The organism is Acinetobacter sp. SwsAc5, from assembly GCF_013391485.1.
Lineage (GTDB): Bacteria > Pseudomonadota > Gammaproteobacteria > Pseudomonadales > Moraxellaceae > Acinetobacter > Acinetobacter towneri.
In genome coordinates this window covers 65822-80908 of record NZ_JACAXD010000013.1, presented here as the reverse complement: position 1 = coordinate 80908, position 15087 = coordinate 65822, and the positions used below count along the sequence as shown (strand labels likewise).

At 43.8% G+C, this 15087-nt stretch carries 11 protein-coding genes, 1 tRNA gene and 1 pseudogene; 4 read left to right on the top strand and 9 right to left on the bottom strand.

The genetic code is table 11. The features are described from left to right. Positions 1 to 120: 120 nt before the first annotated feature. Positions 121 to 441 (bottom strand): annotated as a pseudogene (gene pilM, locus HYG89_RS09415) (pilus assembly protein PilM); the annotation flags it as partial. 169 nt (positions 442 to 610) lie between these two features. Here pilM and ponA point away from each other — a divergent pair. Then, positions 611 to 3163: a penicillin-binding protein PBP1a gene (gene ponA / locus HYG89_RS09410; RefSeq protein ID WP_178867227.1), complete on the top strand. Its 2553-nt coding sequence runs from the start codon at positions 611 to 613 to the stop codon at positions 3161 to 3163. A 106-nt stretch (positions 3164 to 3269) separates the two neighbouring features. Here ponA and HYG89_RS09405 read toward each other — a convergent pair whose 3' ends face one another. From HYG89_RS09405 to HYG89_RS09370, 8 genes are all read right to left on the bottom strand, one after another. Beyond that, positions 3270 to 4073 (bottom strand): putative RNA methyltransferase, encoded by an 804-nt coding sequence (locus tag HYG89_RS09405; protein ID WP_178867225.1) that lies wholly within the window; start codon positions 4071 to 4073, stop codon positions 3270 to 3272. A 73-nt stretch (positions 4074 to 4146) separates the two neighbouring features. Beyond that, positions 4147 to 5265 (bottom strand): phospho-N-acetylmuramoyl-pentapeptide-transferase, encoded by a 1119-nt coding sequence (mraY, locus tag HYG89_RS09400; RefSeq protein WP_168418907.1) that lies wholly within the window; start codon positions 5263 to 5265, stop codon positions 4147 to 4149. Further along, on the bottom strand, positions 5266 to 6675 hold the full coding sequence (gene murF, locus HYG89_RS09395; protein ID WP_178867223.1) for a UDP-N-acetylmuramoyl-tripeptide--D-alanyl-D-alanine ligase: 1410 nt from the start codon (positions 6673 to 6675) through the stop codon (positions 5266 to 5268). A 9-nt stretch (positions 6676 to 6684) separates the two neighbouring features. Beyond that, positions 6685 to 8178, bottom strand: a complete 1494-nt coding sequence (locus HYG89_RS09390) for a UDP-N-acetylmuramoyl-L-alanyl-D-glutamate--2,6-diaminopimelate ligase (RefSeq protein WP_178867221.1) — start codon at positions 8176 to 8178, stop codon at positions 6685 to 6687. Positions 8179 to 8188: 10 nt separating this feature from the next. Beyond that, positions 8189 to 10012, bottom strand: a complete 1824-nt coding sequence (gene ftsI, locus HYG89_RS09385) for a penicillin-binding protein PBP3 (RefSeq protein WP_131260649.1) — start codon at positions 10010 to 10012, stop codon at positions 8189 to 8191. A 12-nt stretch (positions 10013 to 10024) separates the two neighbouring features. After that, positions 10025 to 10354, bottom strand: a complete 330-nt coding sequence (gene ftsL / locus HYG89_RS09380) for a cell division protein FtsL (protein WP_372595708.1) — start codon at positions 10352 to 10354, stop codon at positions 10025 to 10027. Positions 10355 to 10365: 11 nt separating this feature from the next. Next, positions 10366 to 11277: a 16S rRNA (cytosine(1402)-N(4))-methyltransferase RsmH gene (gene rsmH / locus HYG89_RS09375; RefSeq protein ID WP_178867219.1), complete on the bottom strand. Its 912-nt coding sequence runs from the start codon at positions 11275 to 11277 to the stop codon at positions 10366 to 10368. 196 nt (positions 11278 to 11473) lie between these two features. Then, a complete protein-coding gene (locus tag HYG89_RS09370) occupies positions 11474 to 12487 on the bottom strand; it encodes a sulfate ABC transporter substrate-binding protein (RefSeq protein WP_096901291.1) in 1014 nt (337 codons plus the stop codon). 504 nt (positions 12488 to 12991) lie between these two features. Here HYG89_RS09370 and HYG89_RS09365 point away from each other — a divergent pair. The 3 genes from HYG89_RS09365 to HYG89_RS09355 all read left to right on the top strand — a co-directional run bounded on the left by HYG89_RS09365 (position 12992) and on the right by HYG89_RS09355 (position 15062). Then, complete coding sequence (locus tag HYG89_RS09365; RefSeq protein WP_178867217.1) at positions 12992 to 13279, top strand: hypothetical protein; 288 nt, start codon at positions 12992 to 12994, stop codon at positions 13277 to 13279. Positions 13280 to 13420: 141 nt separating this feature from the next. Beyond that, positions 13421 to 14929, top strand: coding sequence for a glutamate--tRNA ligase (gltX, locus tag HYG89_RS09360; RefSeq protein ID WP_154320243.1), 1509 nt, complete (start codon positions 13421 to 13423; stop codon positions 14927 to 14929). A 57-nt stretch (positions 14930 to 14986) separates the two neighbouring features. After that, positions 14987 to 15062: transfer RNA gene (locus HYG89_RS09355), tRNA-Ala, on the top strand. Positions 15063 to 15087 lie beyond the last annotated feature (25 nt).

Sequence of the window (15087 nt, the reverse complement as noted above, 5' to 3'; positions counted from 1 at the left end):
CGCGACTCATGAGTGCTCGGTTATATGCGGGCCAATTGGTTGTACGGTAGATTTTGTGTGTAGGCTTCTTCATTTGAAAATTATATCGCTGAAAAAGCCTTTACAGATAGGTTTGTGCAACAAAGCCACTTCACACTCATCGCTGGTCATATCTGCATCCATTTCAATGATTTTGGTAATCACCATTGAGGTTGGAATTGCTAATGCTGCAGATGTAGATTGCGTGTTTGCTAAGTTCAATGCACGTTCAAGCGCATCCCCGACTGCTTCTGGATTGAGAATGTTTTTTTCAACCACACTGCCTTCTGGAAGTGGGACCAGCGCATAGCTCTCGACCCAGTATCTACCATTCTTAACAGAGAGTTCTAATAACTTAACAGAAGTAGAACTAATATCTACACCTATTAACCCCTTACTTGGCTTACGATATAACCTACGCACAATAGTACCATTCCTATTATTTTTTTATCCCCAAAAAAATTTAACCTACTAATCCGCGCTGGTCTATAATTTTTTACGGATACAATAATTCATCTAACAATCCGTAAATCTACTCGCTATACTGACCAGCAATTAGTTTGCTATTAGCGCTTATTAAAACGCACTTGTTATGAAAAAGCTATCTTGTTCGGGTCGTGTTCATCCATTTTTTTTGATCATAATTATAATTTTGGTCGCAATACCGATGGGTTTCTATGGCATGTATCTCTATATTGCCCCATCTTTGCCAGAAATGACCACCTTAAAAAAAGCGCCATTATTAAAACCATTACAGGTTTATAGTGCCGATAATGAGCTAATTGCCGAGTATGGCGGCAAGCTTTCTGTGCCTGTCGATTATGAACATATTCCTGAAAAATTCATTTTTGCATTCTTAGCTGCAGAAGATTCTGCCTTTTTTGAACACAGTGGGATTAGCTTCAAAGGCTTAGGGCGCGCGTTGAGCGAGGCGGTAACAGGCTCCAATGTGCAAACTGGCGGCTCAACCATTACCATGCAAGTGGCAAAAAACTATTATCTCAGCCCTGATCGTACTTTAAAGCGTAAACTCACCGAAATCTTTTTAGCGCGTAAAATTGAACAGAACCTGAGCAAAGAAGAAATTTTGACTTTATACGTCAATAAAATCTTTTTGGGTAAAAATGCCTATGGCATCGCGGCAGCTGCCAAAATTTATTACAACAAAAGCTTAGAAGAGCTGACAATTGCACAAATGGCGATGATTGCAGGCTTACCTAAAGCACCTTCACGCTACAATCCAGTGGTGAATCCTGAGCGTGCTTTAGAACGTCGTAACTGGATTTTGGGGCGTATGCTGCAACTGGGCTATATCAACCAAAATGAATACCAAAAAGCCATTGCTGAACCCATTAATTTAGATATGCCAGACCGCAGCATCAGCAATAAACATCCGTATATTGGTGAAATGGTGCGTGCTGAACTGGTTAGTAAATTTGGCGAACAAGCGGTTGATTCGGGCTATAAAGTTTACACCACGGTAGACAGCAAACGTCAAATGTACGCAGAACAGGCGGTACAAGAAGGCTTAGAAGCCTATGACCGTCGCCACGGCTGGCGTGGTGCAGAGGCACACGACAAACCGCTGAATGAGTTTCGTGCTTATGCCAACACCTACCCTGCGCAAGTCAGCAAAGTGCTGAATAATTCTTTTGAAGCGTTAATGCAAGATGGCACAACAGTTACTGTACCATGGTCAGGTATGTCTTGGGCGCGCCCCTATCGCAATGCCAACAGTGTAGGCAATGCGCCAAGTCGTGCGGCACAGATTGTAAAAGTCAAAGATATTGTCCGTTTACGTCCAAATGAAAATAAAACCGCTTGGTCATTGGTACAAGTACCGAAAGTGCAAGGTCAATTGGTCGCAATTAACCCGAATAATGGCGCCATTGAAGCGTTGGTCGGTGGATACAACTTCTATCAATCTAAGTTCAACCGTACTTTACAAGGTTGGCGTCAACCGGGTTCCACCATCAAACCTTTTGTGTATGCTCTGGCTTTAGAGCGTGGTATGACGCCACACACCATGGTCAATGACAGTCCAATCACCATTGGTAAATGGTCACCACGTAACTCCGATGGTCGCCATTTAGGCATGATTCCGTTACGTCGTGCTCTCTATTTATCTCGTAACACGGTTTCGGTACGCTTATTACAAGAAGTCGGTATTGAGCGTACCCGCCAACTATTCATGGATTTTGGTTTGCAGGAAGATCAGATTCCGCGTAACTACACCATTGCATTGGGTACACCACAAGTTTTGCCTATTCAAATGGCAACGGGCTATGCCACTTTTGCCAACGGTGGTTACCGTATTCAACCGCACTTCATTAACCGTATTGAAGATGCTTATGGCAAAGTGATTTATCAAGCTAATCCTGAATATGCGTGTATTGCTTGTATTAATGCCAAAGAACAAACGCTTGAAAGTGCCGAAGCCACTACACCAGATGATGAAGTGATTGAAGTCACCAATAAAAAACTGGCACAAGCTGAACAATATCCGAACTTATTGGCAGAGCGTAGTCAGTACAAACAGGCACAGCGTATTTTAAAATCTAGCTCGGCGTATGATATGTCCAATATTTTACGTGACGTAATTCAACACGGTACTGGACGTGCTGCGCTCAGAATTGGTCGTGGCGATATTGGCGGTAAAACAGGAACCACCAATGATGCCAAAGATGCATGGTTTGCGGGCTTTAACAGCAAGCTGGTGACTGTGGCCTGGGTCGGGTTTGACCAACCGACCACTTTAGGTCGTCGTGAATACGGCGGTGTGGCTGCTTTACCAATTTGGACGGACTTTATGGGCAATGCGCTCAAAGGAACACCTGAAGCTTGGGTAAGCTTGGACAACAAAGCCAAAGCACCACAGCGTGAGCTGAATCAACTGACCGCAGAACAGCAACAAGATTATCGCGCCTCTCCACCTCTGGCACGTCCGTTGTATCGCCCTGCACCTGCTGCACCGGTACGTGCACCTGAACGTGATTTTGATGACTTGCCAGGCGAGGAAGTGTTGATACCAGACAACAATACGCCACCACCGATGCAAACGCCAGAAAATGCACCGACTAAACCAACGCCTGCACCAAAACCTGCACCCGATGCTTTGGAAAACTTAATTGATGAAGTCTTGTAAGCACAGACACCATCAGCTAGCAAAAAGCCCTCATTCGCAATGATGAGGGCTTTTTTATGAGCACAGCTTGGACTTAAATAGCAGCCCGATTTTTAAAACCTAGCGCTTACTTTTTTTGGAACAGGTAAATTTGATGTTGTGCAGATAGTTCAAATTGAGCATGTTGCTCTAATGCCTGACGACGCTCAGGTTTGGCCTTATAGGCATAAGGTGTCATCGCAATCAAATGTTTTAAATCTGTTTGACTGAGCTGTAACGGTGTCTTCACCACACTGGCATCCACCAATTCAAAAGCATCTTGTAATTGAGTAACAAATTTTTCAGGCTCATGCGGTTTGACATCTTCAAACAAGGCCTGACGCATGGCCAGCAAGTGTTCAGGCGCTGGCGTAACCACCAGCAAATAGCCTTGGGGCTTGAGTACCCGTAAAATTTCCTGCTTGGGTATTAGACTAAACAAACTGCTGCAAACATCAATGCAATGATCCAACACAGGCAAAGTTGCACCTGTACCCACCACCCAAGTCACTTCTGAATTCAGTTTAGCCGCCACTTGTACTGCATTTTTGGCAATATCTACCCCTACACATTGCATGACTTCAGCTTGCATAGCTGCCGTGTAATAACCTTCGCCACAGCCAATATCCAACAGATTTTCTATACGTAGTTCACGCAATTTTTGTACCACTGCCTGTTGCAAAGGTGCATAGTGCCCCGCACTTAAAAAGGCACGGCGTGCCTGTACCGAAACAGGTGTATCTCCTGGGTTTTTACTGTGTTTATGCTGCACGACATGCAAGTTGACATAGCCTTGTTTCGCGACATCATAACTGTGGTTGCTGGCACAGCGCCACGTTCTGTCATGCAGTTGTAAGACCTGACGACACACAGGACACATCAGCAGATTCATGATTTTCTCCAAAGCAGGCGGCATAAAAAAGTCGGCAGGTGCCGACTTTTCAAGGTTTTTCGGTTCTTTTGGCTTAGCGTAATTTTAAGGTCATTAGGCCTAAAACCACCAGCATAATTGTAATAATCCAGAAGCGAATCACCACTTGGGTTTCACGCCAGCCTTTCTTTTCGTAGTGGTGATGCAACGGCGCCATTAAAAAGACACGTTTATTGCGCATACGCAGTGAACCAATTTGCAGGAATACTGAAATGGCTTCCACTACAAATACACCGCCCATAATCGCAAACACGATTTCCTGACGTACCATCACGGCAATCGTACCCAGCATTGCCCCCAAAGACAGTGCACCGACATCGCCCATAAAGACTTGTGCAGGATGCGCGTTATACCACAAGAAGGCCAAGCCCGCACCAATCATCGCGGCACAGATTACCACCAACTCAGACGCATATTTCACATAAGGGATATGCAGATAATCGGCAAAACGAACATCCCCCGCTAAGTAGGCAAAGACGCCCAAACCTGCCGCAACCAACACGATTGGCATAATTGCCAAGCCATCTAAACCATCAGTCAGGTTCACCGCATTTGAGGCACCGTTAATCACCAAATAAGTAAAGATAATGAAGCCAATACCGAGTGGAATCAGCGACAAAGGAATGCTGAAATCTTTAAAGAATGGAATCAACACATCCAGCATATCTGCAGTTTGTGCAGGATTTGGCTGTTGGGTTGCAATCACATACAACGCAATACCTGCACCCAATGATGCTACCGAAGTCCAGAAGAATTTTTTACGCGCTGGCAAACCCGCATTGTCTTTGTAGCGAATTTTAATCCAGTCATCTGCCCAGCCTACAGCGCCAAAAATGACCATAACTGCCAGTACAATCCAGACGTAAGGGTTAGATAAATCTGCCCACAATAGGGTCGAAATACCAATGGAAAGCAGGATTAATACCCCGCCCATGGTTGGCGTACCCATTTTTTTGGCATGCCCTTCAGGTGCATAAGAGCTGACTGCCTGACCGTATTTTAATGCTTGTAATTTACGAATCATCACAGGGCCTAGCACCAAACCGATGCCAAGCGCAGTCAATACACTCAGTAATGAACGTAATGTTAAATAACGAACCACCTGAAACGAGCTGTGATAGCCCGCCAGCTGTTCAAATAACCATAACAGCATTTAAATTTTCTCCATCAATGCAGCCATCAACGTTTCCATATGGGTATAACGAGAACCTTTGAACAGGAAACTCATGGACTGAGGTTGATGTGTTTTTACCAGATCAATTAAAAATGGCAAGGCTTGTTCCTGCGTTACAAAGGCCTGTAATTTTTTTCCATATTGGGTACTACGTGCGCCCTCTTGAGTCGCAGGTGAAAATTCACCCACAGCCACCACAAAATTAATGCCACGAATAGAAACTAAATCCCGTCCTAGCATATAGTGTTGCTGTGCCGCACTATTGCCGAGCTCACCAATATCACCAATCACCATGACCCGCACACCCGTTTGCTGCGCCAAAACTTCACCTGCAGCACGCATAGAAGTTGGATTGGCATTATAGGTGTCATCAATGAACAAATGTGCGCCTTGATGAATAAAGTTTAAACGGCCTTTTGCCCCTTGTGCTTGCTCCAAGCCCGCCACAATATCATCTAAACTCACTCCAATTGCCAGTGCAAAGGCTGCAGCAGCCGTAGCATTTTTTACATTGTGTTCGCCGGCAAAAGGTAAATTGACCTGACGTATGCCTTGTGCGGTATTTAAGCAAAAACTTGCCGATTGTGGCTGCAACTGAATTTCTGTGGCAAAAACATCACCGCCTTCACCAAAACTTAGACGCTGTTCTGACTGAACGGCTTGTTGAATCTGTTCTGTAAAATCATCGGCAGCAGGCACAATGGCAGTACCTTGTGGTGCAAGATGTTCATAGATTTCTGACTTCGCCCGACAAATGCCCTCACGTCCACCAAATTCACCCAAATGTGCCGTACCAATATTGATAATGCCTGCCACATGCGGCTGCACCAAGTTTGAAGTGTAATCGATTTCACCTTGATGACTGGCACCCAATTCCATTACCGCGTATTGATGGCTTGCATTCAATTCCAGCAACATCATCGGCACACCCAAATCATTATTCAGGTTGCCACGGGTAATTAAGGTCGGTGCCAAACGCGACAAAATACTGCCGAGCATTTCTTTAGTAGTGGTTTTACCACTGCTGCCTGTTAAGGCAATTACTTTTAATTGTGGATGTTGCTGACGACGAAAGGCACCCAAGTGTCCTAAGGCTAAACGTGTATCTGGCACGACCAATTGGCAAATATTCACCTCTACTGGCTGGCTGACAATCGCCATTGAACAGCCCTGAGTCGCCACTTGAGCCACAAAGTCATGCGCATCAAAACGCTCACCTTTTAATGCCAAAAAGGCATCACCTGCTTCAGCATGTCGTGAATCGGTCAAAATACGTTTAATCTCGCCCTGCGGTGTGTGTCCATTCAGCCAATAACCTTGTGTTGCCTGTTGCAGTTGCTCAGCAGTCCAAGGTTCTAAAATTGCAGTACTGGTGGTGGAAGTGTGCATACAAATTCCTTATTGCGCTGGGTAAGCAGAAGGTGAGCAATGTTGTGCATCTATCGCAGCTTGCACTTCAATCACATCATCAAACCAGTGTCTTACCCCATCTATTTCTTGATAATTTTCATGACCTTTGCCTGCAATCAACACAATATCACCTGATTGAGCATGTTGAACGGCATATTTAATCGCTTCACGGCGATCATGAATTTCATGCGTTTGTACTACTGATAAATCTACACCTGCCTGCATATCGGCAAAAATTTGTAAAGGATCTTCTGTGCGTGGGTTATCTGAGGTCAAGAGCACAACATTGGCATAATCTAGTGCTGCTTGGGTCATGAGTGGACGCTTGCCACGGTCACGGTCACCACCGCAACCAAATACTGCCCAAAGCTGTGCGCTGACATGGCGTTTTAGGGTTTGCAGTACTTGAATCAAGGCATCTGGGGTATGTGCATAATCCACCACAAACAGACGCTCTGCATCACGCAGCACTTGCATACGCCCCGGTGCGCCTTTAAGTTGTGCAGTCGTGTGTATTAAATCCTGTAATGCAAAACCTGCTTGCTCTGCTGCGATTAAACTCGCGACCAAGTTTTCAACATTAAAATGTCCGAGCAACGGACTTTGCACCACATATTCTGCCGTAGCAGTTTGTAGATGGAAACGTACACCATTCAGACTGTATTCAATCTGCTGTACTTGATAGTCTGCCGCTTGCTGCGTGGAATAAGTCAAAATTTTCGGTTGCGCAGGGTTCTGTTGCGCCGCTTGCAACATGATCCCAGCATATTCATCATCTAAATTGACAATTGCAACTTTTAAACTGGCAAACTGAAACAGCATGGCTTTGGCTGCAGCATACGCCTCTAAAGTACCGTGATAATCCAAATGATCACGGCTCAGGTTGCTATATACCGCAATTTCAATATCGCAGCCATTTAAGCGCCCTTGCTCCAAACCATGTGAACTGGCTTCAATTGCGGCAAATTTTGCCCCCTGTTGTGCATAGCTGTATAAAGCATTTTGCAGTTGCAAGGCATCTAAAGTGGTATGTGTTGAAGCTTCCAAATTAGGCAAAATTCCGTTGCCTGTGGTGCCCATTACCGCACAGCGTTGGGCTTGTAACATTAACAACTCAGCAATTAAGCGGGAAATCGTGGTTTTACCATTGGTGCCCGTGACTGCAAGCATACGCGCTAAAGGTACAGGCTGTCGTGCTTGTAAATATTGTTTTTGCCACTGTCCCATGCGCTGACGCACATCTGGCACCACCAAATTATTGGCAACTGCCAGTTCAGTTTCCGAAATCACCGCCAAAGCACCTTGATCTAAAGCTGCTTGTGCAAATTGTGCGGTTTTTTCAGGCTGCGACAAACTGGTCAGGGCAATAAAAATTTGCCCTGCTGTCACATGGCGGCTGTCAAGTTGAAAGCCCTGAAAGTCTTGTATCATCCAATCTGCAACGCGGGAACTGCGATAAATATTTTGAAAGCTGATAGACATGCGTCACCTGTTATTGGATGTTGGGAGTTTCTAAAGGTTTATCTAAAGGTACGTTCATTAAACGTAAAGATTCTTGCATCACACGAGCAAATACAGGCGCTGCCACCAAACCACCATAATACTGTCCTGTTGGATTTTCCACCACGACAACCATGGCTAAACGCGGATCACTGACTGGCGCAACCCCAGCAAACAAGGCACGATATTCAGTCTGTGAATAGCCTTTGCGGTCTGCACGAAGTTTATGCGCTGTTCCCGTTTTACCTGCAACCCGATAGCCTGGAATATTGGCTTGACGTGCCGTACCACCGGGTAACGTTACGGCTTCCATCATCAGTAGAACTTGATCGGCAATTTTAGCATCAACAATTTGTTCGCCTTTAGGCTGTTCTTCTAATTTGTATAAACTCAGCGGCATTTTTACGCCTTTATTGGCAAGCATGGCATAGGCATCTGCCAATTGCAGCACAGTGGCGTTCAAACCATAACCATAAGACATGGTCGCCACTTCCGACACATTCCACTTGCTTGGCGGCAAAATTAAACCTGCACTTTCACCCGGAAATTTCACTGCAGAACGCGCACCAAACCCTAAACGCTTATAAAAAGTCGGTAAGGTTGCATACGGTAAAGATAAAGCAATTTTCGCCACACCCACGTTTGACGATTTTTGGATAATTCCCGCCAAAGTCAGTGAGCCATAATTGTGGGTATCACGAATGGTGTGATTACCCACCCGCATTGAACCACCACTTAAATTGACCACGGTATTCGGTGAATATTTGCCACTTTCCAGTGCCATTGCCACCGTCATAGGCTTCATGGTCGAACCCGGTTCAAAAGAATCCACCGCACCACGGTTACGCATGGCATCTTTATTGGACAAACTTTTTTTGTCATTCGGGTTATACGACGGCCAACTGGTCATCGCCAAAATTTCACCCGTTTTCACATCTACCGCAATTGCTGTGGCTGAACGGGCATTATTTGCCACCCCTGCTGCAGTCAATTCACGATACATAATGTATTGCAAACGTGAGTCGATACTCAGGGTAATATTTTCGCCCGGTTCAACCTCTCTCACCACTTCTGGGTCTTTGACACGGTTACCCTTTTTATCGCGCACGATTTGCTGTTCGCCATCCACGCCTGCCAAGCGGGTATTTAGCTGCATTTCCAAGCCTTCAATGCCTGTGCCTTCACTATTGGTCAAACCAATAATTTGTGCATTCGGCTGTGGCTGCGGGTAATAACGCTTATAGTTTTTCTCGGTATATACCCCTTGGAAATTACGTTTTAGAATCAGCTCTGCCTGTTGCGGCGGCACTTCTTTTTGTAAAACCAAATAACGTGAACGCGGACGCTCGTTCATTTTATTTTTCAGTTCTTGGCGATCCATCCCAACTGCATCGGCAAGTTCATCTAAATTCAAGTTTTTATCTGGCAATTGGCGCTGCAATTTACGACTGGTCGGATTTTTTTCCAACTCGGCTGTAATTTCTTCAAACAGTTTTTTATTGTCAAAATAATCACGTGGATCAATCACCACTTTCATTACAGGGGTACTAATTGCCAAAGGCACACCGTGGCGATCATAAATCACCCCGCGCATAGCTTTGAGCTTTTCTGTTCTTAAAATATTGGCATTGGCTTTGTTTTGTAAAAAGTCATGGTTCACAATTTGCACATAAAAAGCACGTCCCACCAGTGCCACGAACACCAGCAGTACCACAGCCCACATTAAGTAAAAACGCCACATTTCTACATGAATGGCATTTTTTCCAGTTACCGATTGCTGTTTCTTTCGGGTTTGCTTTTTACGCGTATCGACCATGTGCAACTCGCCTTATTGTTGTTCTGAGGTTGTAGGCAAAGAAATCACCACAGTTTGCGGTGCGGGCGGTGAATACATACGCAGTTGCGTCACCGCACGGGTGCCAATTTGTGCAGTTGCACCAAAGGTCTGCTGTTCAATTAACAAACGTCCCCATTCGGCATTTAAGTCATCTCGCTCGCGCATATAAGAACTCAGCTCACGATAATCATGTCGATATTCAAACACTTGAAACACCACCATAATCGCGCTGATAAACACCAGCGCCAATAAAATAAAATAGGCGACCATTTTTTTCAGTCGCACTTGAGATTGATTTTTTTTAACGCTTTCAGTTTTCATTATTGGCCTTTTCAAGCTAATCGTTCTGCAACACGTAGCCATGCGCTGCGTGAGCGTGGATTGGCTTTGACTTCTTCATCACTGGCACGCACACGTGAGATTTTTTTCAATCGACGTGTATCTTGTTGCTGTTGTGGCAAGCCCCAACCTGAATCTTCAGGCAGGCTCGATTCTTTTTGAATAAACTGTTTAATTAAACGATCTTCCAAAGAGTGGAAGCTAATTACCGCCAAACGACCTTCGGATTTTAATACCTCAACCGCTTGCGGTAAGAAGTTTTCAATATCTTCTAATTCTTTATTAATCGCAATACGAATTGCCTGAAAAGTACGCGTTGCAGCGTGTTTGTTTTTTTCCCACTTCGGATGGGCAACTTTTACAATTTCAGCCAATTGTGCGGTAGTTTCAATATAACCCGCCTGTTTAATGGCTTTGGCAATACGGCGGCTATAACGCTCTTCACCATATTGAAAAATCACATTGGCTAAGGCTTCTTCTTCAATATCCACCAGCCATTCTGCCGCAGTCGGGCCTTGTGAGTTGTCCATACGCATATCAAGCGGGCCATCTTTCATAAAGCTAAAACCGCGTTCTGCCTGATCTAGCTGTGGTGACGACACGCCTAAATCGGCCATCACACCATCGACCTGAGTGACGCCCAAATCATTCAACGCTTGCTGCATATCGGCAAAACTGGCATGAATAATCTGAAAGCGCGAATCTTGCTGCGCCAATTCTGCTGCCACGGCCAAAGCTTGTGGATCTTTATCAAAGGCATAGACTCGTGCCTGCGCATCCAATTTGGATAACAACAAACGCGTGTGTCCACCTCGTCCAAAGGTGGCATCGACATAAATTCCTGTATTGCGATCTGCCAACACGGCATCAACAGTTTCATGAAGTAATACAGAAATATGCGACATAAGGTTCAATCAATACAGCTAAAATGTAACTGCACATTATTACCTTGTTTTGGCAAAGCTCCAAACGTCTTTTTGTAGATAAATATTACTTTCCATAGGGAAAACCGTTTTTGACTTTTTAAAGCACAAAAAAATCTCCGTAGAGATTTTTTTGTGTGCCAATCCAATAAAAGATTAGCCGAAAATGGATATCTGTTTAACGCTTAGTATTATAAATTTGGTCGAAAATCGCACCATTCACAAAATGTGTTTTTTGTGCATTTTCCCAGCCACCGAACACCTCATCAATCGTGAAGGTTTTTAATTTCGGGAATTGTGCTGCATATTTTGCAAGGACTTTTTCATTACGTGGACGGTAGAAATGCTTAGCCGCCATTTCCTGACCTAAAGGTGAATATAAATAGTTGATATAGCCTGTCGCTAACCATTTATTGCCATTTTTTTCTACTGTGCGGTCTACGATTGCCACCGAAGGTTCAGTCAAAATAGAAATAGATGGATAAACAATATCAAACTTGTCTTTGCCTAAGGTTTTTAAAGTTACAAGGGCTTCATTTTCCCAAGTCAACAACACATCACCAATGCCACGTTCAGCAAATGTAGTCATCGACGCACGTGCTGCCGAATCCATCACTTTTACATTGTGGTACATCTTGCCCACAAATTCTTGCGCTTTGGCCTTAGAGCCGCCCGGCTGCTTTTCTGCATAACCCCAAGCCGATAAATACACCCAACGTGGCAAACCACCTGTTTTCGGGTTAGGGGTAATAATTTGTACGCCTGGTTTGGTTAAGTCATTCCAGTCTTTAATGTTTTTCGGATTGCCTTTACGCACCATAAAGACGATGGTCGAGGTATAAGGCGCAGAGTTATGAGGAAATTCTTTTTGCCAACCTGCTTGGATTTGACCTGACTTTACAATTTCTTCAATGTCATTCGCCAATGCCAAAGTTACGACATCACCCTTTAAACCATCGACCACAGAACGCGCTTGCTTGCCTGAACCACCATGTGATTGTTTAAAGTTGACGTCTAAACCTGTACGTTTTTTCCAGTACTGACCAAACGACTTGTTAAATTCATCATAAAATTCGCGGGTCGCATCATACGATACATTTAAAAACTGACGATCTGCAGCCTGAGCAGTCGTTGCAGCAAAACCTGTTGCCAATAGCGCAGCAGCCAATAAAGCTTTCAATTGAGTTTTCATTACAGCACACATCACCTTTAATCTGTCGCTCAATATATGCAATGCTCAGGCGCTGCGCAATTTGTAAAAAACATGCAAAAAATGATTAAATTCAAATAATTTAGCTTTAATTAATTGTTTTTAATCAATTTAATTCAAGATGCGGCGTTTATTCCAAATTTATACCTTTTTATGGATTAGATATATAAAAAGTGAATAAAACTTTGATCCGTTTTTAGACTCAACGGTAAAATAAGCGACATCACAGCAATCAAACCCGCTTTAAAACTATTTTATTGTGACTTTTGTAAAAATCTTCACGATATCTCCACAGTTGTTTGTTACAACATGTTCTAATCCAAAGCTCAATGGACAAATCGGTATATAGTGAGTAAATAATGATAAAGATCTTATTGAAAGTGTGACGAAAGTCTGCTTTTATTAAGGTTTTTGTTATTAAATATTTAAGTAATTAAAACTATTTATAAATTGTGAGTTCATTCATAAAGGAAAGGGGGAATCAAGATGAAATCTAAACTCATATGCGCAGCATTACTCACTTTAAGCACAGTCAGTCACAGTGCTGTGATCAAGTCTACTGAAAGTAAAACCCATTTAACTGCGGAAAAGGGGTCTTTAATTGAAAAAGCCCTTACCCAACAAAAACAGGCAGACAAGCAAAAGTTTGAATCAAATAATGATTTAAAAGTGCTGACTTCAATTAATCTTGCCCCAACTCAAAATTTCTTTGCCTTGCAAAATCAGCGTTTTAGCCGTTTCGTACAAGCCTTATTCCCGCAAGGTAACTCATAAGTCTGCATCAAACTCACTGCCTTTAATCCCCTTTTCAAATGCAGTTGAAACGCCCAAGTACAGAATGTTGAATTTAACATTAAGTACTTGGGCTTTTTCGTTATAATGGTTGCAATTTACATTTTGAATTAATTTTTGCTTATGACTGTTCGTACTCGTATCGCGCCTTCTCCTACTGGTTTCCCGCACGTGGGAACAGCGTATATCGCCTTGTTTAACTTATGTTTTGCCAAACAACACGGTGGTGAGTTTATTCTTCGTATTGAAGATACTGACCAACTGCGTTCAACCCCTGAATCTGAAAAAATGATTTTGGATTCATTGCGTTGGTTAGGCTTAAATTGGGCAGAAGGTCCAGATGTCGGCGGCCCGCATGCACCGTATCGTCAGTCTGAACGTATGGATATTTATAAGCAATACGCCTTGCAATTGGTTGAACAAGGACATGCTTTCTATTGCTTCGCTACTAGCGAAGAACTCGATCAAATGCGTGCAGAACAGCAAGCACGTGGTGAAAGCCCGCGCTACGATGGTCGTGGTTTAAACTTGTCTGCAGATGAAGTACAGCGTCGTTTAGCGGCAGGCGAAGCGCATGTCATTCGTATGAAAGTACCAACCGAAGGCGTATGTAAATTTAATGATATGCTGCGCGGTGAAGTGGAAATTCCATGGGCGCAAGTCGATATGCAAATTCTGCTGAAAACAGATGGCTTACCAACTTACCATTTGGCGAATGTGGTCGATGACCATTTGATGCAAATCACCCACGTGATTCGTGGTGAAGAATGGATTCCATCGGCACCGAAACACCAATTGCTTTATCAATATTTTGGTTGGGATATGCCTGTGTTGTGCCACATGCCACTGTTGCGTAACCCAGACAAATCAAAATTATCTAAACGCAAAAACCCGACTTCAATTAACTACTATAAAGACATTGGTGTATTACCCGAAGCGTTGCTGAACTATTTAGGTCGCATGGGTTGGTCAATGCCAGATGAAAGCGAAAAATTCACCTTGGCCGAAATGATTGAACACTTTGATATTCAACGTGTCTCATTAGGCGGCCCGATCTTTGATGTTGAAAAACTCAATTGGCTAAATGGTCAATGGATTAAAGCACTTTCACCTGCTGAACTATTAGACACCTTATTGGCTTGGAAAGCAGATCGTGCCAAATTGGAAGAAATTGCTGCCGCAATTCAACCACGTATTAATTTACTCTCAGAAGCGGTCAATTGGTCTGCACATTACTTCAACCATTTCCCAAGCTTGAGCAAGGAACAGTTTGAAAGTAAAAAACTGTCTGAAGAACAAGTGCGTCAAAGCCTACAATTTGCAATTTGGCGTTTAGAAAGTCTATTTACTTGGAACAACGACACGGTGAGCCAAACCCTAATGGATTTAGCGAACCAAATGGAAATCAAATTGCGTGATTTCATGCCTGCGTTCTTTATTGCAATTGCAGGTTCAACCGCATCTACCCCTGTGATGCAAACCATGGTCACCATTGGTCCTGACCTGACCTTTGCGCGTTTGCGTCATGCCTTAGAAGTGGTTGGCGGACCAAGCAAAAAAGAAGTGAAAGTCTGGGAAAAACTGAATGAAAGCATCAAATTGCCGAAAAATGATGCAATTGATCCAGCTTAATTCATTTTTTTGTTGACGTGTGCGCGCAATAGCCCTAATATTGCGCTCACACAGACTGGGGTCATAGCTCAGTTGGTAGAGCGCTACAATGGCATTGTAGAGGTCAGCGGTTCGATCCCGCTTGACTCCACCAAGTTTAAATAAGGCTTTACCTGTGT